Here is a 20,582-nt window from a genome sequence, read left to right as displayed (position 1 = left end):
GTCCGAGCGGGGCCGTTTCCTTGCCAGAGAACAAAATTCGCAGCGCCTCGCCGCACAGGATTCCCGGATGACGGGCAGGCGTTTTTGCGTTTTCCCTCTGGCTGCGTCAACGGCCCCTTTYCGTCCGGGTCTGTACCMTAAGAGTACTATCCCCGTCCGAGCGGGGCCGTTTCCTTGCCAGGGTACGGCTGTCGCGTTGCTTGAGGAAAAGAAGTTTTTTGAGGGGTGGGGGGTGTGGGGGGAGGGGGACTTTTGTTCACAAAAGTCCCCCTCCCCCCACAAAAAGCGCATCACTTACCCGTGCTCTTGCGCGCGCTGGCGTTGGCGCAGGCCATCGATGAGCATGCAGCAGCCGCAGAGGGCGATGGATACGGCGGTGGTGACGAACACGCCGCGGTATCCCCAGCCCGCGTCCACGACCATGCCGCCCAGGAGGGGGGCCAGCATGCCGCTGGCGTCGAAGGTGGCCATCATGATGTTGGAGTTGAGGGAGCGGGCGTCGGGGGCGGAGCGGTCGTAGACGGCGGCGGCCAGCAGGGGGTAGAGCAGGCCCAGGCCCAGGCCGTAGAGGGCGGTGGCGGGGATAAAGGTCCAGAGGGGGCCCCAGGCCAGGGTCAGCTGGGTGCAGGCCAGCACAACGCAGCAGAGTAGGGTGACGCGGTAGCGGGGCAGGGAATCGAGCCGGTGGCTGCCCAAAAGGCGCACCAAGATGATAGTGAGGGTGTAGGTGCTGAAGAACCAGGCCGGCTGGGCGCCGGTAACGGAGCAGAGGCCTTTCATGAAGAAGATGGCCAGTACGGTCATGATGCTGAAGGTCATACAGGCCATGTAGACGAAGAACAGGCCGGAATGGCGCACGGCGTGCCAGAGTTCGTGGCCGGAAACGCCGCCCTCGGTGACGTTTTGCAGTTCGGGTTTGCGCAGGCGTGGGGCCAGGGGCAGGAGCATGAGCAGGGAGGGCAGGCCCAGCAGGCCCATGAAGCCGAAGAGGTGTGGCTCGCCGCCCAGCAGGGGCAGAATTTGTTCGCCCAGGGCGGGGATGACGGAATAGGGCAGCAGCAGTGTCAGGGAAAAGAGGGCGAAGCCGCGGGCGCTTTGGCCCTTGGGGATGCAGCTCACCAGCACGGCCACGGTACAGCTGGAAAAGACCGCCAGGGCAATGCCCTGGACGATGCGCAGCAGCCAGATGAGCGCCACCATATGCGGGCCGCTCACGTGGGCGTAGGCCAGCATGACGCCGCTGGAAATAAGGATGGCCGTGCCCACGGCCAGCAGTTTGCCCCGACGCAGGAAGAAAATGCTGGACAGGGGGCGGAACAGCAGCACCATGGCGAACATGGAGGAAATGAGCACGCCGCGCCAGTTGGGGCTGACGGCGAGTCTTTCCAGCCATTGTTCAAAGCAGTAGAAGACGGCCACAAAGCTGTTGCAGAACATGGTCATGCAGAATAGCAGGATAAAGTCGCGGCTGAGGAGGCGTTGGGGCGCGGCGTCCGGGGGGGGCGTCGGGCTGGGGGTTTGTGCGGCGTTGGGCGCGGTGAAAGCGTGGGGCGGCATGGGGCCTCGGAGCAAAAAGGTGGGCCGGGGTGGGCTGGGGGAGGGCCTTCCGGCGGAGCGTCGCGCTGGCGCGCAACTGTCCCGGTCAGTGGTATGCGCCGTTGAGAAATTTGGTGGCGTAGGTTTGCACGGCTGCTTCGTCCACCATGAGCATATCCATCTGGCGGGTCATGATTAAAAGACGCCCCAATTGGTCCAGACGCGTACAGAGGTCGTGGCGCGGGTACTTTTGGAAGCGTGCCCGTATTCTATCACCGGTAATCTCCACGGTAAAGCCGAGTTCTTTGAGGATCAGTCCGATGCAGCGCACGCGCCGTTCGCGCTGCGCATTGCCGGCGGCCCCGCCGGCGAACTCAAAGCGGACGTAGTTTTTACTGAGGGTTTCGCCGCACCAGCTGTCCACGATGGCGTAGTGGTAGCCCACGCGGGAGGAGAAGTTGAGGTAGCGGTCGGAAATGATGGCGTAGCTGCGCTGGCCGAAGCGCGCGCCGGATTCCTGATTGCCGCCGATGACGCTCTGGCTCATGACCGAGAGAAAGCCGCGCATGTTCACAGGGCGCGGCCCGTGCGCCTGTACCGCCGGGCTGAGCATGCCCCGGAGCAGACAGCGGAAAGGGGCGCTGCATACGTCTTCGGGGGTGACGGTGGTCGCGCCGGAGGCATGCAGGCCGCCGCCCAGGTCAATGATGTAGAGGTCCAGGGGGATGGGGGCCGTGAGCCGACAGGCAAGACCGGCGTCTTTTTCGCTGACGCTGTCCGAGATCTGGAACATCTGGCTGTAGCTCAGCTCGTGGGCGTAGCGCATGACGTCGTGCAGGGATGTGCAGTGCTCCGGGCTGAAGGTGGCGGCTTGTGGATCCACCAGGTGCAGAGGCAGGATATAGGGGGCTACGCGCCGGAGCAACATGAGGGCCGGGCTGTCTGTCCGGCTGCGGGGGCGCACCAGACGCAGGGGCAAGAGTTCCGGCACCTCGCCGTCGTAGACCCGGCCGGACAGGGCGTCCACGGTCACCACCTGGCCGGGGGCGAGCAGACTCATGGCTCCGGGCAGATTCATAACTGTGGGCACGCCGAATTCCCGGCAGAGGGAGGCCATGTGCCCGGTGAGGCTGCCCGTTTCCGCCACGATGGCGGCGGCCCGGCGCATGGCCGTCATGGCGTTGGGGGAGGAGTGGGCCAGAAGCATGACCGCGCCTTCGGGAAAGTGGGTCATATCCTCGCCTTCGACCACGGGGGTCACGGGGCCGCAGCCCACGCCCCTGGCGGCCACGTCGCCGTCGGCCAGCAGGGGCCGCAGGTGCCCCAGGGCCGGGGCAGTGGCCAGTTCGGCCGTGCTGTCCAGGCCCATGGGGCGGGTTTGCAGCAGGACAATCTGATCATCCTCGTCCACAGCCCATTCCATGTCCTGGGGGTACTGGTAGTGGCGTTCCAGATCCAGCACCATGCGGGCCAGGGCGCGGGCCTGGTCGTCGCTCAGGCAGGGCACGTCGCGCAGGGCGTCGGGCACGGGTTCCAGCAGGCCTTCCACCAGACCGCCCGGCGTGCGGGAAAGGCGCAGGCGCATTTCTTTGTGAGCTATGGCGGCCTTGACGATTTTGCCCGTGGCGCGCGAAACCAGCCATTGGTCCGGCGTGCCGGAGCCGTCCACCACCATTTCGCCCAGGCCCCAGAGCCCGTTGACGACCACGCAGTTAGAGCGCAGGTCTACGGGATGGCGTGAAAAAGCCACGCCCGCCGCCTTGGCCCGGACCATTTCCAGACAGCACAGGCCCATGCCCGTGGCGTCCAGGGCGTAGCCGTGCCCGGCGCGGTAAGCCAAGGCGCGAGCGGAGAAGAGGCTGGCCATGACCTGACGGAAGGCCATGAGCAGATCCTGCCGGGTTACGCCCAGGATGCTGCGGTACTGGCCAGCAAAGGACTGCACGCCGTCTTCGGCTATGGCGCTGGAGCGCAGGGCGGCCACCACGTCCGCGCCGGTGCCGAAGGCCGCGTCCCAGGCTCCCAGCAGGGCCGTTTCCACTTCTGGCGGCATGGGGGCCGCCAGGAGGCGTTGCTCCACCTGGCGTGCAATGAGGGCAATGTCTTGGGGTTTGTCCGGATCCACGGAGCGCAGCAGGTCATAAATGCTTTTGAACAGGCCGGGCGTGCGCAGCAGAAACATGTTGCCCGCCTGAATAGTGATGGCAAAGCCGCGCGGCACGGGCATGGCGAGCATGTTGCGCAGTTCGCCCAGGTTGGCGTTTTTGCCGCCCACGCTGTAGGCCATGCTGGCGTCCACCTCATCCAGAGAAAGGACCAGCTGGGCCACGTCGCCCTGGGCATGTTGGCTCAGCTCTGTTTCAATGCGTGCGCCCAGGGCCCGCACCGTGCGCAGCAGGGCCGTCTGGCCGCCGTTGGCCAGGTGGTTGAGGGCTGTGGCCATGCGCTCGCTGAAGACCACGGCCCGGCGCGCGTTTTTGCGCACCTGGCCCACGTCCATGCTTTTGTCCCCGCGCTGGGCCTGGTCCAGGGCGGCCAGCACGCCGGCCAGGTCCGCGTTGGCCTGGAGCAGCTCCTTGAAGTCTTTGTAGCGGCTGTTGAACGAAGCCAGGGCCTGTTCGCGTCCGGGGCGCGCGGGCGGGCGGCCTATGAGTTTGCGCAGCAGAGGCAGCATGGGGGCCTCCTTTACGGTTCCACGGCCTTCTGTGACGTGCCGTGGGTTTGGGACTGAGGGGCAACAGCGGTTTTTCCCAGATCTGTAAGCAGATAGCGTTGGGCCGGACCCCGGCCCTCCCGGCGCAGCAGGCCCAGGGTCACCAGCAGCTGCAGATCGTAAAGGGCCGTGCGCACGGAAATGTCTTCGCCGACCAGGCCCTGGTACTCCTGGCGGCTGACAGATCCCTTGGCCGTCAGTAAGGGCCAGGTCCGCAGGATGCGCCTGTTGAGGCGGCCTTCTTGCCCGGCCCGGCGGGCCGCCAGCAGGAGGACGTCGGGCTCCGGCGCGGCGGTTGGCGGGGCGCTGTCAGGGGCGTCTGGGGCGTCTGCGGCGTCTGCGGCATCAGGGGCGTCTGGGGCCTGCGGTGCGGGGACGCGGCGTACCAGCGGGCCCGCCGGCGCGCCGGCGTCCTGCGCGTCAGTGGGCGTTTTCTGGTTGTCTGCCGGGGCGGTAGGGGGACGTGTCCCTGGCGGCGTTTGCGGCGGGGCAGGGCTGCCCGGCGGGGGCAATTGGATATTCTCCTCCTGCAGCAGGTCGCCTTCGCAGAAGGCCAGGGCGCGGGTGAGGGTGTTTTTGAGTTCGCGCACGTTGCCGGGCCAGGAATGGGCCATGAGCCGGGCCAGTGCGCCGCGGCTGAGGCGGGGCGGTCCAGTCGGCGCGGGTTTGCCCTCGGCCAGAGCCTTGCGCACGGCCGCTTCGTGGGCGGCGGTAAGGAAGCAGACCGTAAGCTCCGGGATGTCCTCCCTGCGTTTCCGCAAAGGGGGCGTATGGATAGTAATGACGGCCAGGCGGTAGTAGAGGTCTTCGCGAAAGCCGCCGCTGCGGGCGGCGTCCAGCAGGGGTGTGTTGGTGGCGGCGATAATGCGGGTATCAAAGGGCACGTCCTGGTCGCTGCCCAGAGGGCGGATGCAGCGGGTGGAGAGCGCCCGCAGCAGAGCCTGCTGCACCTTGGGCGCGGCATTGCCCACTTCATCCAGCATGAGAGTGCCGCCGCAGGCGGCCAGAAATGCGCCCTTGCGGCTTTGTTTGGCTTCGGTGAAGGCTCCCTTGGTATGCCCGAAGAGCGTATCCATGAGCAGGCTTTCGTCCAGTGCGCCGCAGTTGATGGTAATGAATGGCCCGGCGTGCCGGGCGCTCAGGCGGTGGATGGCGGCGGAGACCAGCTCTTTGCCCGTGCCCGTTTCGCCCACCACCAGCACGTCGGCCGTGACCTGGGCGGCCTTGCGCACCTGTTCGTAGAGGGCCCGCATGGGCGGGGAATTGCCCACCAGCCCGTGGGCGGGCAGATCCTGGGGATGGGGCAGATCCAGCACGGGTTCGCGCCGCCACTGGGCGTTGTGTTCCGCCTCCTGGCTGCGGCAGAGCTCTTTGGTCAGGCGCAGCCGTTCCAGCAGGGCGTCTATGCCCGCGCGCAGGCGTTCCAGCTCCACGGGCAAAGGGGGGAGCCCCAGGGGGGCGGCGCTGTCCGCGGCATTGCGTTCCTGCAGGCGCCTGGTCACGCTGTGCAGGCTGCCGCTCATCTGGCAGGCCAGCCACCACAGGCTCAGGCCCAGAAGCAAAAATCCTCCGCCGAAGGCGGCGATGTAGATGCTCATGATCTGCATGCCCGTGCGGGTGGTGGTGAAGCTGGTGTCCAGCACGGCCAGGCCACCCAGCACCACGGGGGGGGCCGCCACCTCAGGCTGAAAACTGACGGGCACATAGCTGACCCGCTCCACGCGCATCTGTCCGTTACTCCAGACGGTGACGCTTTCACGCATGGGCAGCTGGCCCGAACGGCCCTCTTGCACGTCGGCCACCATGCTCCAGTAGCTGAGGTGGTCCGGGCCGGGGCGGAAGGCCAGGTTAAAGCCCGGTCTGCCGAAGTCGCCGGCAAAGCCCGCCCGCACGATGTCTGTATTCAGACTTTTTTTGCGCAGGCTGGCGTCCTTGGGCTCGGACTGGAAGAGCATCCAGCCTTCACGGTCAAAAAACAGGCTGCGCACGCGCGTTTCCGCTTCGGCGGCAATGGGGGCTTCTGGGGCGGAATAGGCCGAGATGGTGTCGCGCAGTTCGCGCAGATCCAGAGAAAGGAGCAGACAGCCCGTGAAATTGCCCCGGCGGTCGTAGACCGGCGTGGAAAAGCGCAGCACATAGAGGGTCACGGTCTGCATGGCGCCGTCCATTGGCACCAGGGAGTAGACCGCCTCCAGAGGCTGCCCCACAGTGACGTAGCCGGGCCGCTGCTCGCCGCACATATGGTGGAAGGGACCGGTGGGGCTTTCCAGCGCGATTTTCGGAGGCACGCTGATGACCTTGCCCTCGTAGTTCATGAGGACATAGCGGTCTTCGGGGGCAATCCCCATGAAGGCCACTTCCCGGTAGCGCAGTCCTTTAGTCTGGACGCGGAAGCGAAAACGTTCGGTCATGGCCTGCAGGTCCATGGAGCCGGCGGCCAGGATGAGCAGCTGGTTGCGGGTTTCGGCCAGGGATTCTTCCAGCGCCAGGCGCATGGCCTGGGTCTGGAGTTGCGCGTTGCGCGCAATTGCGCGGTTTAGGACCGTATCCACGGCCTTGCCGGTGAACAGCACGATAAGCAGCAGCGCCAAGGCCAGCAGGGGCAGGCCCAGCATGAGCATGCGGCTGCACAGGCTGCGGTTGAGGAAGAAAGCGGTCAGCTCCAGCGAGTTGCCGCCCGGTAGGGGTCTGGGGAAACGCACGCCCGTCCTCCCTGTTGCGCAAAAAAGCGCAAGCGGTTCTGACTATAGGGGTCTTTATCACTCCGCGCAAGCTGTTTCTTGCAAAAATCGCGTGACACACCCGGATTTTTGTTCTGGAGGCTGCTGTCTCTGTTGTGGCGGGGTGCGCTGCCCTCCCCATGACGGACTGGGGACTGAGCTTCTTCAGCGCAAGGCCCGACCAGCGGCCCTGCACCCGCGCAACGGCCTGCGCGGCCAGCTCTCCGGGCCGGTTCCGGAAAGTTTTTTTGCGCGGCGCCTCCTCCTGTGGCAGGGCGGTTTTTATCCCTTTTTCCCCTCAGACCAGGGGCCATTGCGCGCCTTGCGCTTTGGGGCGGCGCCGCGCAATGGCACGGCAGTTGCTATAATTTTCACAATTGCATGGCATGTGCGGCGCGCCGTGGGCTGCGTTGCGACACTGGCCCGGAAATTGTCTGGATATGGAGGGAATCATGAGCAAGCTGCGTAGGTTCTGGACCTGGATCACCGGCAGCGCCCTGCTGGTCACGGTTTTGCCGTCCCTGGCCCTGGCGGCCAAGAAGTCGGCGGATGTGGTCATTGTGGCGGATACCCGCAAACTGGACGGCATCCTCTACTGGTGGGCGGAAATGTATAATGAAAGCCATTTCTTTTTCGCCATTCTGACCATGATCATCATCCCTATCGTGGGTGTGATCTTCGGCTGGCTGGCCGACCTGGTCATGTCGCACATCGGTATTGACCTCAAGCACCGCGAACTGGCGGAAAAGTAGCCGGAAGGAGGCGCATATGGACTGGTTGTATATGTTGATGCCCATTTCCGGCGTGCACATCTTCTGGCCGGGACTGATCATTCTGGGCTTGGGCGTGGGAATCATCGGCGGGTTCTTCGGCATGGGCGGCGCGTGGATGGTTACGCCCGGCCTGAACATTCTGGGCTTTCCCATGGCATTTGCCATTGGTACGGACATGGCGCAGATGGCGGGCAAATCGCTCATCTCCACCATGCGGCACGGCAAGTTCGGCAATGTGGACTATGCCCTGGGCCTGACCATGCTGATAGGAACCATCTTCGGCATGGAACTGGGCGCGCAGATGGTCATGTGGCTGGAGCGCCTGGGCTCCGTGGACAAAGTGGTGCGCTGGCTCTATGTGGTGCTGCTTTTCTTGTTGGCCTGGCTGGTCTTTCACGACATCGCCGCGCGCAAGCGCAAGGAACGTGAGGCTCTGGCCCAGCACAAGCAGCTGGACAGCACCGCCACCGGCGTGGACTGGGCCTCGCGCCTGCAGGCCATCCGCATTCCGCCCGTGGTGCACTACAAGCACGCCAACATCACCTGCTCTGCCTGGTTGCCCCTGGTCGTCAGCCTTTTCACCGGTTGGCTGGCCGGTATCCTGGGCATCGGCGGCGGCTTGATCCGCATGCCCGCCCTGGTCTACCTGGTCGGTTGCCCCACGCACCTGGCCGTGGGCACAGACCTTTTTGAAGTGGCCATCTCCGGCCTCTATGGTGCGGCCTCCTACGCCTACAAAGGCCGCGTGGAACTTTTGGCTGCCCTGATCATGCTCTGCGGCGCGGCCATCGGCGCGCAGATCGGCGTGGTCGCCACAAAGTACGTCAAGGGCTACGGCATCCGCTTTGTGTTCGGTCTGGCCGTGGTGGGCTGCCTTCTTTCCGTGCTGCTCAAGCTGCTGCAGGCCGAACTGCCTGCCTGGAACTGGCTGCTCGGCCCTGTGGCCACAGTGGTGGTGCTCACCCTGGTCACCGGCATTTCCCTCTACATCACCGTCAAGATGGTGCAGGGAGCCAAGGCGGAATTGGCCGCCAAGAAGCGCCAGCCCGCCGGCAACTAAAGGAGACGCGCCATGAAGATACGCAATCTGCTGTTTACGTTGGCAATGGCCGGCTCTCTTGCCCTACTTGCCGGCTGCAACTTTGATGGCGGGGTGGAGCAGGGCCGTTGTGTGGCCTTTGACCCCGCGGCCAAAACCATGACCATCGTGGTGGACGTGACCCACGACCAGTTCAACCCGCACTACAGCGGCGGCGTGCATACTTTTAAACTGCCCGTCGAAGCCAAGGATATGGGCCCCGCGCCCATGGTTGGCGGCCGCCTGATGATCGACATCAACAAGTCCGTGGTGCTGATCTACGACCAGGCCTCCAAGTCCGTGCGCGAACTGCCCGTGCAGTTTACGGATGTGGAAAAGAACATTGGCGCGGACCATCCCAAGGTGGCGGGCAAGACCTTCCCCGTGGTGGATAAGGAACAGAGCTCTGTTACCGTATACTCCGCCAGGCTCAAGGCCTTGATTACCTTTAAGGTGCCGGCTGAGGCCCTGGATCTGCCGCCCTACGCCTGGACGGCGGGGCACGAAATGCGCGTGGCCTTCCGTAATGCCGAAAAGGGCCAGGCCATCCGTATTATGAATGTAACCAAGACCAATATCTTCAAGAAGTAGCCCCCACGTCGGGCGGGGGATCATGCCGCCCCCGCCTGTAGACACGCGGCGGCTCCCCTCTGCCGCGCAGGCCGGCCGGAGCGGAACAGGTCCGCTCCGGCTTTGGCAAAAGCGCCGCCTACGGCCCCGGCCTGGACAGGACAACTCTCCGCCGCGTCCGGCCGTTACCGGGCGCTGCCCGCATGCGGCACACAGGAGGATGCAGTGAACAGCTACCGTCAGTCTCTCTATACGGGCGTCATCCGCGTTCTGGCCAACCTGGTCATGGTGGCGGCCGTGTTTGTAGGCATGTACATGTCCGCCCACAGTACAGCGGCTTCGGAACTGGTGTTCAGCGTCTGGTTTTTCGGCATCAGTCTGCCCGTCTGGGGGGCGGCCTTTTGGCTGACCCGCCTGGTGCGTCGCCGCTGGCCCGCCGTTGGGCAAAGCCTGGTGGACCTGCCCAAACGCGGCCCTTGCCTGGTCTGCTGGCAGGTGGCCCAGACGGCCACGCAGCCGCTGCCCGTCCGCAGCCGTGGGGGCCGGACCGCGTAATGCGCCGCCGCGGCCTTGCCATGCCCCCGTGTCCGAGGCATAACCGCGGCAAGGAGGAAAACCGCATGTCCCCTACGCCCACCCCTCTGTCAACCTCGCCGGACGCATCTTCGCTGACTGCCCCGGCATCCGCCGCTTGGCGGGACTACGGCCGTTTGCGCGGTTATCAACGGCGGTTGGGCGTGTGTTGCGCCGTGTTTCTGGCCCTGGCCTTGCTGGCCCTGCTGGACGGCGCGCAGGGGCTTATGCGTGCCGGTGCGGGCGTGCTGGACCTTGTGCCCGGCCAGGGCCTGGAGATCTCCGGCCCGGCAGCCTTGAAAAACCCCGTGGACAGTGACCTGCAGGCGGTTTTTACCCCGTCGGTCCCAGATCTGACTTTCCGACTGGAAGGCTTTTTCACCGGCTACTGGATGGGCAACGGCATGTGGCGTGCCGCAGTGGCCGCCGGTCCCTCAACGGAACCGGGCCGGTACGATCTGCTGGTGCGCTTCCGCGGCGCGCCCCCCAGCACGGAGCAGCACCTGACCGTGCAGGTGTACGCCGACGCGCGCTCCCTACGTGCGGCCTCCCTCTCTCTGCTGCAAAGGCTGCTGGGCTGGAACCCTTTTATTTTGGCCGCAAGCCTGGCTTTGCCCGGTCTTGCAGGTGGGGTGCTGGTCTTTGCCCTGGGCAGTCGCTGCCAGAATCTGCTGGCGACCCTGGGCTGCGGTGAAGTGCTGCGCGTGCAGTCGGAAAAGACAGCCCTGCGTCTGTGGTGTCTGCTGCTGGGTGCGCCGCCCCCGCCGCCGGGCACGTCCTGCACGGTGCTGGACCCGCAAGGTTGGCCCCTGGTCCAGGCTCAGGCCCAGGCCCAGCCCGCTAAACCCCGTGGCGTGCTGGAACTGCTGCTGGAACAACAATCTTTTGCCGCGTCGAATGCGGCCCGTTCCGCCGTGCGGCCCGGCTGCCTTGTGCGCCTGCGGCCCCCCAAGGGGCTGCGCACTCCTCAGGACACAAGGCGCTGACCCATGGCCAGGCCGTGCGGGGCGCGTCCCCCGCGCGGCCTATCGCCGTTGTGTCCTTTCCCCCTCCTGCAAAAAATTCCCCCCATAGATAAATGACAGACATGCCTTGGAGACAAAGAGGCTGTCGGCTGCGCACGCAACCGCCAGGGCACTTCAAGGTTGCAATGGCTAACCTGCTTCCCCGCGCAATAATCTCCCTTTCGCCTGTGGGCGTCAGCGTCTGTCTATAAAATGGTATACCATTCTGCATGGTTGGATGGGCATAAAAAGGGGGCAGATCTCCTTGTAAAAAATGGTACAGCCTTGCGCTGTCACGGTTTTTAGATTAGGGTGACACTAATTCCTTCCGTTGCGGAAGAGGAGGGGTCGTGCTGTGGCGCGGCCGCAACGCGGAGCGTCCGGAGCTGCCTCGGCTCCGCCCGCCCTGTACCGGTCAACACCAAGGAGAGGTATAATGAAAAGCACCCGACGGAGTTTCCTCAAGGGCGTCGGTGCCGGAGTCCTCTGTCTCACGCTGGGGCAGTTGGGCTTTGATCTGGGCGAGGCCCAGGCCTATGCCGGCAAGCTCAAAATCGAGGGCGCCAAGGAAGTCATCAGCGTCTGTCCGTTCTGTTCCGTGTGCTGTCAGGTCATCGCCTATGTGCGGGACGGCAAGCTGGTCTCCACCGAGGGCGACCCCGACTTCCCCGTGAACGAAGGGGCCCTTTGCGCCAAGGGCGCGGCCTTGTTTTCCATGTACACCAACGATCACCGCCTGCACAAACCGCTCTACCGCGCACCGCACAGCGACGCCTGGGTGGAGAAAGACTGGGAGTGGTGTCTGAACCAGATCGCCCGGCGCGTAAAAGAAACGCGCGACCGTGATATGGTGCTTAAAAACGCTAAAGGCCAGACGGTCAACCGTCTGGACACCATCTTCTGGATGGGCACCAGCCACGCCTCCAATGAGGAATGTGCGGCCATCCATCAAGCCATGCGCGGCCTGGGAGTTGTCCATATGGACCACCAGGCCCGGGTCTGACACAGCCCCACTGTTGCGGCTCTGGCAGAGTCGTTCGGACGCGGTGCTATGACCAACCACTGGATCGATATCAAAAATACCGATGCAGTGCTTATTATCGGCAGCAATGCCGCTGAACACCATCCCGTGGCCTTCAAGTGGATTATGCGGGCCAGGGACAACGGGGCCGTGCTTATGCACGTGGACCCCAAATTCTCGCGTACGTCCGCCCGCTGCGATTTCCATGTGCCCCTGCGTTCGGGCACGGATATCCCCTTCCTGGGCGGCATGATCAATTACATCCTTGAAAACAATCTGTATTTCAAAGACTATGTGCTCAACTATACCAACGCCGCCTTTGTGGTGGGCGAAGGCTACGGCTTCAAGGACGGCCTGTTTACCGGCTACGATCCCAAGACCCGCAGCTACGACAAGAGCAAGTGGGTCCTGGCCAAGGGCCCGGACGGCGGGCCGGTTATTGACCCGACCCTCAAAAACGAACGCTGCGTGCTCAACCTCATGCGCCAGCACTATTCCCGTTATTCGCTCAAAAACGTTTCGGACGTGACGGGCGTTTCACAGGAAAACCTGCTTAAGGTCTACAAGGCCTTCTGCGCCACGGGCAAGCCGGACAAGGCGGGCACCATCCTCTACGCCCTGGGCTGGACCCAGCACACCGTGGGCGTGCAGAACATCCGCACCTCCACGCTTATCCAGCTGCTGCTGGGCAACATCGGCGTGGCGGGCGGCGGTATCAACGCCCTGCGCGGCGAACCCAATGTGCAGGGCTCCACAGACCACGCTTTGCTCTACCATATTCTGCCGGGTTACAACGCCACGCCGCGCGCGCCCTGGCAGAGTCTGGCCGACTACATGAAGGCCAATACCCCTGTCACCACGCTCAAAAACAGCGCCAACTGGTGGGGCAACCGGCCCAAGTACATGGTCAGCCTGCTCAAGGGCTGGTTTGGCGATGCGGCCACGCCCGAAAACAACTTCTGTTATGACCTCCTGCCCAAGCTGGAGCCGGGCGAAGACTGCTCCTACATGTACGCCATGGACAAGATGTACCAGGGCAAGATGCGGGGTGGCTTCATCGTGGGCGTGAACCCCATGAACAGCTTCCCCAACACCAACAAGATGCGGGCGGCCCTGGACAAATTGGACTGGCTGGTCTGCATGGAAATCCATAACTCTGAAACCACGGACAACTGGAAGCGCCCCGGTGTGGACCCCAAGGCCTGCAAGACGGAAGTATTCTTGCTGCCTTCGGCCCACCGCATTGAGAAGGAAGGCACCATCAGCAACAGCGGCCGCTGGCTGCAGTGGTTCGACATGGGCGTGAAGCCCGGCTATGAGGCCCGCGACTTCGGCGACCTGGTAGTGCCCCTGTTCAATAAGATCCGCGAGCTGTACAAGGCGCAGGGCGGGGCCCTGCCTGATCCCGTCCTCAAGATGCACTGGACGGACAAGTTCGTCGCCGCCGAGTGGACCAGGCGCATCAACGGCCTGTTCTGGGCCGACAGCAAGGTGGGCGACAAGCAGTACAAACGCGGCCAGCTTGTGCCCGCCTTTGGGGCGCTCAAGGACGACGGCACCACCTCTTCGCTCAACTGGCTCTACTGCGGCAGCTGGACGGAAGAGGAGGGCAACAAGTCCAAACGCCGCGATACCAGCCAGACGCCCATGCAGGCCAAGATCGGCCTGTTCCCCAACTGGTCGTGGTGCTGGCCGGTCAACCGGCGCATCCTTTACAACCGCGCCTCTGTGGACCCCAACGGCCAGCCTTGGAATCCCCAAAAGGCGGTTATCCAGTGGGACGGTGCCAAGTGGGTGGGCGATGTGCCCGACGGCCCCTGGCCGCCCCTGGCCGACAAGGAAAAGGGCAAACTGCCCTTCATCATGATGAAGGACGGCCATGCTCAGTTCTACGGCGTGGGCACGGCGGACGGGCCCTTCCCCGAGCACTATGAGCCCGCGGAAACCCCGCTCAAGAGCCACCCCTTCTCCAGCCAGCTGAGCAGCCCGGTCTACAAGTTCCATACTTCGGATATGGACAAGATCGCCCCGCCGGCAGACCCGCGCTATCCCATTGTGCTCACCACCTACAGCCTTACGGAGCATTGGTGCGGCGGCGGCGAAACCCGCAACGTGCCCAACTTGCTGGAAGCCGAACCCCAGCTCTATGTGGAAATGAGCCATGAGCTGGCCAAAGAAAAGGGCATCAAAAACGGCGACGGGGTTATCCTGGAAAGTGCGCGCGGCACCTGCGAGGCTATTGCCATGGTCACCGTGCGCATCCGGCCCTTTACGGTCATGGGCAGGACCATCCACCTGGTGGGTATGCCCTTTGCCTTTGGCTGGACGACCCCCAAGTGCGGCGACTCCACCAACAGGCTGACCGTGGCGGCCTTTGACCCCAATACCACGATTCCGGAATCCAAGGCGTGTTGCGTCAATCTGCGCAAGGCCGAAAAGTTGACCGAAATAGGCTAGAGCGGCCGACCCTTCGGGAGAGCTTCTCTGCAAATCGGACCCACAGGAGGGCGCGTCCCGGCAAAGGGCGCGCCCGCCAAGGAGCATAGCAATGCCGAAAACCTTTCTTATCGACACCACGCGGTGTACGGCATGCCGGGGCTGCCAACTGGCCTGTAAAGAATGGCACAACCTGCCCGCCAATGAGACCAAGCAGCGCGGCTCGCACCAGAACCCGCCGGATCTCAACCCCAATAACCTCAAAATCGTGCGCTTCAATGAGCGTATGAACGACAAGGGCACGGTCATCTGGAACTTCTTTCCCGATCAGTGCCGCCATTGCCTTACGCCCATCTGCAAGGACGTGGCCGACATGAGCGTGCCCGGCGCCATCATCAAGGATCCCAAGACCGGCGCTGTGCTGGCTACGGAAAAATCCGCCCAGCTCAGTGAAGAAGACGCCCAGGCCGTCATAGACGCCTGTCCGTATAATATTCCCCGCCGCGACCCCAAGACTGGCATGCTCGCCAAGTGCGATATGTGCATCGACCGGGTTTCCGCAGGAATGCAGCCCATCTGCGTCAAGACCTGCCCCACGGGCACCATGGTCTTCGGCGAACGGGAGGAAATTCTGCCCCTGGCCCAGAAACGCCTGGAAGAAGCCCGCAAGCGCTTCCCCAAGGCCTTCCTGGCCGATTTTACGGAAGTGAGTGTCATTTACCTGCTGGCCGAGGAAAAAGAACATTATTACGAATACGCCGCCTTCATGTAGGCGCGGCGTTACAGGGGGGCGGCCCCGGCTGCCCCCCTGTCCGCAAAAGGTTTCTCTCCCTGCCAAAAATCCCGCAAAGAACCTCGCGGTCTGTAGTTGTAAAAGTGCCCTTGGGGCGGTATTATTCACAAGCAGGCGGTTTCGGTCGCCGGCTCTTGCATCCATAACTTTTTTCGGAGCGCTCATGCCCCTTACCCCTGCCCACACGGCTGCCCAGGTGACCCGCACCCTGGACGAAATCCATGAATGGCGGCCCGTGCTGGACCCTGTGCTGCACGCCTTTGCCCCCTTGCTGCGCGCCCGCGCCGACCTGGCGGCCCCTATGGCCGCCGCCCTGGAAGAGGCCGGGCTTGCTTTGCCCGCGCTGAATCCCGAACGCCTGGGCCAGGGCGTGCCCCTGCTGGCCGACGCCACGTTTGCGGGCAGCGCCGCGCCTCTGCGTCTGGCCGCCGCAACCCTGCTGCCCCACATGCGCGAGCTTAAAGGCGTGGATGCGGCCCTGCCGGCCCTGGAAATTTTGCTGTTGGCCGAAGACGCGGCCCACAGCGCCGCGCAGGAAGCGCTGGTCCGGGCCGTGGCGGCCGACGACCACGCCGCCCTGGCCCGCTTGGCCGAAGAAAACGGGGTGGAAGCGCCGGCGCTGGAGTTTGTGGGCCAGTTTGTGGCCGGGGCCGTGCTGCGGGGCCTTGCGGCCCAGGCTGCGCCTGAAGGGGCGGCCGCCCCGTGGGATGCGGGCGGCCTGTGGCGCGAAGGCTGCTGCCCCGTGTGCGGCGCTCTGCCCACCCTGGGCTGGCTGGACAAGCCCGCTGTGGACGAAAAAAATGCCTACCTGGTGGGCGGCGGGGGCAAAAAGCATTTGCACTGCGGCCTGTGCGGGGCCAACTGGCCGTTCCGACGCGGCGCTTGCCCGGCCTGTGGGGCGGAGGGCAACGACGTTATGGAATTGCTGCGGGAAAGCGGCCCGGCCCACGGCGAACGCCTGGACTGGTGCACCAAGTGCAAGGGCTACTGCCCCACCGTGGACCTGCGGGAGCGCGATACCGTGCCCGACCCGGACGCCCTGGCCCTGGGCATGCTGCATCTGGACATGGTGGCGGCGCGCAAAAAACTGCATCCGCTCCGTCCTTCGTTCTGGAACACGTTTTAACCCTTACTGGACGCACGACGGCTGTTACGCCGCGCGCAACCGCTCACTGGAGGAAGCACCAATGAAGTACGCTGTTGTTCTCATGCTGGCCCTGACCTGTTGGTGGGCGGGTGACGCGCAGGCCCGCACCATCAAGGAAATGTCGCAGATTATCAAAAATCCCATCAAAATCGAAGGCGGCAACTCCGACCGCATGAGCGTTATGTTCCCCCATACGGCGCATAAAGGCATCAGCTGCATTCATTGCCACCACGAAAATCCCGGCGACGACCGCTATGTTTCCTGCACCGAATGCCACGCTACCCCCGGCGCGCGTGAACGTGACCCCATGAGCATGTTTATGGCCTTCCACTCCAAAAATTCCGACCGCTCCTGCTACGGCTGCCACTCACAGAAAAAGGCGCAGGATCCGGCCCGCTATGCCAAATTCAAGGGCTGCCAGCCCTGCCATATGAGCCCCGCCGCCCGCGAAGCCGCCGCCAAGGCCGGTAAATAGGGAAAACGCAGACTGTGCTTTTTTGTGGGGGGAAGGGGGAACTTTTGTTCACAAAAGTTCCCCCTTCCCCCCACGCCCCCCATCCCCTTCAAAAAACTTCTTTTCCTCACCGGCCGATACGGCTTTCTCTCAGGCCGTTGCCGCCAGCGGCGTTTTTTGTGGACCACGATGCCTTTTCTTGAGGTAGCCCCTTTCCCCCATCGTCGCCCGTACAGCTGCTCATATCTCCGACCAAGGCATACCCGCGGCCCTTCCTCACAGCCACCAGCCCCAACCTGCGCATATCTGCATCTTTACCCTTACTGCCCCATATCCTTACCAGCCCGCATACCCGAGTGATTTTCCCCCGGAAGTTGAGCGCGGCATAAAGGGGTGTGGTCGCGCAGCGGCACACCCCAGCCGCGCCGGATAGAGTGGGGCTGCCTGTGGCAAGCGGGGTATGGGGGTTGTAGGGGGGCTAGAGCAGTTAGCGAATGAAATGAGCTAACTGCTCTGCAAGGATTTTCTTGAAAATCCTTGCCACGAAATGCGAGAAGGCAGGTTTTTGCCTGCCGTAAGCGAGCATTTCAAGTGTTAAATGCTCTAGGGGCTGCAGGCCCCTCCCCCCCTCGCGGGGGAGTCCCTTCTCCTCTTACGGAGGAGAAGGGACTCCAAACGCCGCAGCGCAATTCCACTCTGAAATTGCGCTAGTAATCAATATAGGCCACATGGGTCTGCAGGTACTCCATCAGCCCGTGCTTGCCGTCGGCCCCGCCGATGCCGGACTTGCGCCAACCGGCGTGGAAGCCCTGCATGGCCTCGAAGTGCTCACGGTTGACGTAGGTTTCGCCGAACTTGAGGCGGTTGACCGCTTCCATGGTATTGGTGAGCTTGGTGGTGAAGATGGAGGAGGTGAGCCCGTATTCGCAGTCGTTGGCCAAGGCAATGGCCTCATCCAGGGTATGGAAGGTGAGCATGGGCAGCACGGGCCCGAACACTTCTTTACGCACAATTTCCATGTCCTGGCGGCAGTTGCCCAGCAGGGTGGGGGCGTAGAAGTAGCCGGCTTCACGGTTCAGGGGCGCGCCGCCGGTGATGGCTTCCGCGCCGTCGGCCTTGGCGCGTTTGACCATGCTGTCGATTTTTTCCAGCTGTTCGGCGTTGATCTGGCTGCACATATCGGGCGCGGGCTCGTCAAAGGGATTGCCCAGGCGTACCTTGGCAAAGGCTTCAGCCAGTTTGTCGGCGAACTGTTCGGCGATGCTGTCCTGCACATAGAGGCGTTCGGCGCAGTTGCAGACCTGGCCGCTGAAGATGGTGCGCGAGGCCGTGACGCCGCGCACGGCCAGATCCAGGTCGGCGTCGGCGCAGACGATGACCGGGGCCTTGCCGCCCAGCTCCAGCGAAACTTTGGTGACGTTGGCCGCGCTGGCGGTGATGATGCGCTGGCCTGCCTCCACGCTGCCGGTAAGGGTGACCATATCCACCAGGGGACTGGAGGAAAGGGCCTCGCCCAGGGTGGAGCCGCCGCCGGTGATGAAGTTGAGCACGCCGGCGGGGAGGTCCAGATCCGCCACCATTCTGGCGAATTCCATGACGGTCACGGGCGCGACGCTGCTGGGCTTGATGACGGCGGTGCAGCCGGTAAGCAGGGAAGGCGCCACCTTACGGGCCATGACGAAGAAGGGAAAGTTCCAGGGGCAGATGCCCGCCACCACGCCGATGGGCTGGCGGTAGAGCAGGATATTTTCGCGCTGGCGGTCGCTCTGGATGATTTCGCCTTCGTAGAGGCGGGCCCAGCCGGCATAGTAGTCAAAATATTCTGCGGTGCCGTCGATTTCAGCATAGGCCAGGGGCAGGGTTTTGGCTTGTTCCTCGGCCAGCAGGCGGGCCAGATCCGTGCGGTGTTTGCGGACCAGGGTGGCCATTTGCTTGAGGTATGCGCCACGGGCGGCGGCGGACTGTGCGGCCCAGGCTTCCTGCGCCTTGTGGGCGGCCTCCAGAGCTTCCTGGGCGTCTTCGCGCCCGCCGTTGGGGGTCTGGGCCATGATTTTTCCGGTGGAGGGGTTTTCCACCTCAATCATGCTCTGACCGGGGCGGGAAACAAGTTTGCCATTGATGAACTGCTGATAGGTGCGCATAGGCTGCTCCTTGGTTTCCCAACACATAGCCACAGTTCGCCCAAAAGGTAAAGAAGGGCGGCAAGTCCGTGGCGTCAAAGGTCCACAGGCTCACCGCCCGGCAAGGAATTGTTGCGGCGCGCTCAGGCGGCGGGTTTGTCCGCCAGGGCTTCTATCGTCTCCAGGGCCTTGTCCAGCCATGGGCCGGTGACGGATTCCACACCGCCGGCGTCACAGGCGGCGGCCAGGGCCGGGTCAATGGGTAGGCGCCCCAGCACGGGCAGGTGGTGGCGCGCGGCTACTTCGTCCAGGTGACTTTCACCAAAGATTTTGTAGTCCTTGCCGTTGTCCGGGCAGTGGAAGTAGGCCATGTTTTCCACCAGGCCCAAGATGGGAAGGTCCATCTGCCGGGCCATGTCAATGGCTTTTTCCACAATCATGGAAACCAGATCCTGAGGCGAAGTCACCACTACAATACCGTCCACGGGCAGGGACTGGAAGACCGTAAGGGGCACGTCGCCCGTTCCTGGAGGCATGTCCACAAACATGTAGTCCACATCCTGCCAGATGACTTCAGACCAGAACTGCTTGACCACCCCGCCAATGATGGGCCCGCGCCAGATGACGGCGTCGCTTTCGCCCGGCAGCAGCAGATTCATGGACATCATTTCCACCCCGCCTTTGCTGCGCACAGGCAACAGGCCGGATTCGTTGGCCCTGGCCTTGCCGTGCTGGCCAAAAATTTTGGGGATGGAAGGGCCGGTGATGTCCGCGTCCAGAATGGCGCTCTGCCGTCCCCGCCGGGTCATGCCCGTGGCCAGCAGGGCCGTGACCAGGGACTTGCCCACGCCGCCCTTGCCGCTCATGACCGCCACCACCTTGCCCACACGGCTCTGGGGGTGCGGCTTGACGCGAAAGTCTGTCTGCTCCGTCTGGCGGTCTGTACACTGCTCGCCGCAGGAACCGCACGCATGGTTGCACTGTTCGCTCATGGGAAACTGCCTTTTTGAGGTAAAAGATTTTTTCACAGCCCGGAAAATTTTTATTGACATATGTCAAAAACTGGGCCTAAATGGATTTACGACATATGTCAAATAACAACTCAAGCCAATTCTGGCAAGAGCAAGGCGTGGCCCTGGGACCAGCCTGAAAGGATAGTCCGCAGGGCCCGCGTACACAAGGAGGTTCATATGCCGGGCAGAGATCACACTGGTCCTGAGGGCAAGGGTTCCCGCACCGGGCGGGGTTTGGGTAATTGCGGCACGGCCGCGCGGAGCAATGAGGATATGGTGCAGGATAGGGAACAGGGTATGGACCAGCCCCAGACTATGGGCTTGGGGCTGGCCCATCGCTATGGTCAGCGGCGCGGCTTGTGCATGGGCAACGGCCAAGGCCAGGGGCGCGGTAAGGGCCGCGGGCAGGGCCAGGGGCGTGGCATGGGCCAGTGCCGGGGCAGCGGTATGGCTCGCGCCGGCAACGCGCAGGGGGCTGCGCAGCCGGACAAAACGTCGTCTGCCGCGCCTGCAGTAAGCGTCAATGAGTCGGCAGCGACTGTGGAAAAGGCCTGACCGCCACGTCCGCCGCAAGCGGACGGGGGTTTGCAATGGGTGTCAGGCAAGCCTGACCGTCTGAGAAAAACAGCGG

15 protein-coding genes are annotated in these 20,582 nt (G+C 63.7%); 10 read left to right on the top strand and 5 right to left on the bottom strand.

All coding sequences use genetic code 11. From position 1 onward, the window contains the following. Positions 1–294: 294 nt before the first annotated feature. From EB812_RS09030 to EB812_RS09020, 3 genes are all read right to left on the bottom strand, one after another. Positions 295–1,557, bottom strand: a complete 1,263-nt coding sequence (locus EB812_RS09030; protein ID WP_118230795.1) for an MFS transporter — start codon at positions 1,555–1,557, stop codon at positions 295–297. A gap of 85 nt (positions 1,558–1,642) precedes the next feature. Next, positions 1,643–4,210 (bottom strand): PEP/pyruvate-binding domain-containing protein, encoded by a 2,568-nt coding sequence (locus EB812_RS09025; RefSeq protein WP_118230794.1) that lies wholly within the window; start codon positions 4,208–4,210, stop codon positions 1,643–1,645. Between the two features lie 11 nt (positions 4,211–4,221). Further along, positions 4,222–6,951 (bottom strand): sigma-54-dependent transcriptional regulator, encoded by a 2,730-nt coding sequence (locus EB812_RS09020; protein ID WP_242621256.1) that lies wholly within the window; start codon positions 6,949–6,951, stop codon positions 4,222–4,224. A gap of 470 nt (positions 6,952–7,421) precedes the next feature. On the opposite strand from EB812_RS09020, the gene EB812_RS09015 reads away from it, so the two are divergent. The 9 genes from EB812_RS09015 (at position 7,422) to EB812_RS08975 (ending at position 16,839) form a co-directional block, all read left to right on the top strand. Further along, positions 7,422–7,721, top strand: a complete 300-nt coding sequence (locus EB812_RS09015) for a DVU0150 family protein (RefSeq protein ID WP_118230793.1) — start codon at positions 7,422–7,424, stop codon at positions 7,719–7,721. 16 nt (positions 7,722–7,737) lie between these two features. Next, positions 7,738–8,802, top strand: coding sequence for a sulfite exporter TauE/SafE family protein (locus EB812_RS09010; RefSeq protein WP_118230792.1), 1,065 nt, complete (start codon positions 7,738–7,740; stop codon positions 8,800–8,802). A gap of 12 nt (positions 8,803–8,814) precedes the next feature. Next, positions 8,815–9,411, top strand: coding sequence for a DUF4881 domain-containing protein (locus EB812_RS09005; RefSeq protein WP_130958125.1), 597 nt, complete (start codon positions 8,815–8,817; stop codon positions 9,409–9,411). Between the two features lie 204 nt (positions 9,412–9,615). Next, positions 9,616–9,945 (top strand): hypothetical protein, encoded by a 330-nt coding sequence (locus EB812_RS09000; RefSeq protein WP_130958124.1) that lies wholly within the window; start codon positions 9,616–9,618, stop codon positions 9,943–9,945. A gap of 65 nt (positions 9,946–10,010) precedes the next feature. Beyond that, the gene (locus tag EB812_RS08995) at positions 10,011–10,949 is read left to right on the top strand and encodes a hypothetical protein (protein ID WP_118230789.1); all 939 of its coding nucleotides are present in this window, start codon (positions 10,011–10,013) and stop codon (positions 10,947–10,949) included. A 454-nt stretch (positions 10,950–11,403) separates the two neighbouring features. Next, on the top strand, positions 11,404–14,445 hold the full coding sequence (gene fdnG / locus EB812_RS08990; RefSeq protein ID WP_130958123.1) for a formate dehydrogenase-N subunit alpha: 3,042 nt from the start codon (positions 11,404–11,406) through the stop codon (positions 14,443–14,445). A gap of 91 nt (positions 14,446–14,536) precedes the next feature. Continuing rightward, complete coding sequence (locus EB812_RS08985; protein WP_130958122.1) at positions 14,537–15,196, top strand: 4Fe-4S dicluster domain-containing protein; 660 nt, start codon at positions 14,537–14,539, stop codon at positions 15,194–15,196. Between the two features lie 184 nt (positions 15,197–15,380). Beyond that, complete coding sequence (locus tag EB812_RS08980) at positions 15,381–16,343, top strand: formate dehydrogenase accessory protein FdhE (RefSeq protein ID WP_130958121.1); 963 nt, start codon at positions 15,381–15,383, stop codon at positions 16,341–16,343. A 61-nt stretch (positions 16,344–16,404) separates the two neighbouring features. Continuing rightward, on the top strand, positions 16,405–16,839 hold the full coding sequence (locus tag EB812_RS08975) for a cytochrome c3 family protein (RefSeq protein ID WP_118230785.1): 435 nt from the start codon (positions 16,405–16,407) through the stop codon (positions 16,837–16,839). 686 nt (positions 16,840–17,525) lie between these two features. Here the strand turns inward: EB812_RS08975 and aldA are convergent. Both aldA and EB812_RS08965 read right to left on the bottom strand, forming a co-directional pair. Next, positions 17,526–18,959: an aldehyde dehydrogenase gene (gene aldA, locus EB812_RS08970; RefSeq protein WP_130958120.1), complete on the bottom strand. Its 1,434-nt coding sequence runs from the start codon at positions 18,957–18,959 to the stop codon at positions 17,526–17,528. Between the two features lie 122 nt (positions 18,960–19,081). Next, positions 19,082–19,930 carry an Mrp/NBP35 family ATP-binding protein gene (locus EB812_RS08965; RefSeq protein ID WP_130958119.1) on the bottom strand — a complete coding sequence of 283 codons (849 nt, stop codon included), beginning with the start codon at positions 19,928–19,930 and terminating at the stop codon, positions 19,082–19,084. 198 nt (positions 19,931–20,128) lie between these two features. Between EB812_RS08965 and EB812_RS08960 the strand changes: the two genes are divergently transcribed. Beyond that, positions 20,129–20,506 (top strand): DUF5320 domain-containing protein, encoded by a 378-nt coding sequence (locus EB812_RS08960; protein ID WP_130958118.1) that lies wholly within the window; start codon positions 20,129–20,131, stop codon positions 20,504–20,506. Positions 20,507–20,582: the final 76 nt, after the last annotated feature.

The sequence above is a fragment of the Desulfovibrio legallii genome (assembly GCF_004309735.1).
Taxonomy (GTDB): domain Bacteria; phylum Desulfobacterota; class Desulfovibrionia; order Desulfovibrionales; family Desulfovibrionaceae; genus Desulfovibrio; species Desulfovibrio legallii.
The sequence above is the reverse complement of the archived record's forward strand: the minus strand, read 5'-3'. Positions and strand labels throughout refer to the sequence as shown.

Bases quoted from the DNA above. Each gene is read 5' to 3' on its own strand.
- EB812_RS09030 (WP_118230795.1), bottom strand. From the start codon at position 1,557: ATGCCGCCCCACGCTTTCACCGCGCCCAACGCCGCACAAACCCCCAGC.
- EB812_RS09025 (WP_118230794.1), bottom strand. From the start codon at position 4,210: ATGCTGCCTCTGCTGCGCAAACTCATAGGCCGCCCGCCCGCGCGCCCC.
- EB812_RS09015 (WP_118230793.1), top strand. From the start codon at position 7,422: ATGAGCAAGCTGCGTAGGTTCTGGACCTGGATCACCGGCAGCGCCCTG.
- EB812_RS09010 (WP_118230792.1), top strand. From the start codon at position 7,738: ATGGACTGGTTGTATATGTTGATGCCCATTTCCGGCGTGCACATCTTC.
- EB812_RS09005 (WP_130958125.1), top strand. From the start codon at position 8,815: ATGAAGATACGCAATCTGCTGTTTACGTTGGCAATGGCCGGCTCTCTT.
- EB812_RS08995 (WP_118230789.1), top strand. From the start codon at position 10,011: ATGTCCCCTACGCCCACCCCTCTGTCAACCTCGCCGGACGCATCTTCG.
- EB812_RS08985 (WP_130958122.1), top strand. From the start codon at position 14,537: ATGCCGAAAACCTTTCTTATCGACACCACGCGGTGTACGGCATGCCGG.
- EB812_RS08980 (WP_130958121.1), top strand. From the start codon at position 15,381: ATGCCCCTTACCCCTGCCCACACGGCTGCCCAGGTGACCCGCACCCTG.
- EB812_RS08975 (WP_118230785.1), top strand. From the start codon at position 16,405: ATGAAGTACGCTGTTGTTCTCATGCTGGCCCTGACCTGTTGGTGGGCG.
- aldA (WP_130958120.1), bottom strand. From the start codon at position 18,959: ATGCGCACCTATCAGCAGTTCATCAATGGCAAACTTGTTTCCCGCCCC.
- EB812_RS08965 (WP_130958119.1), bottom strand. From the start codon at position 19,930: ATGAGCGAACAGTGCAACCATGCGTGCGGTTCCTGCGGCGAGCAGTGT.
- EB812_RS08960 (WP_130958118.1), top strand. From the start codon at position 20,129: ATGCCGGGCAGAGATCACACTGGTCCTGAGGGCAAGGGTTCCCGCACC.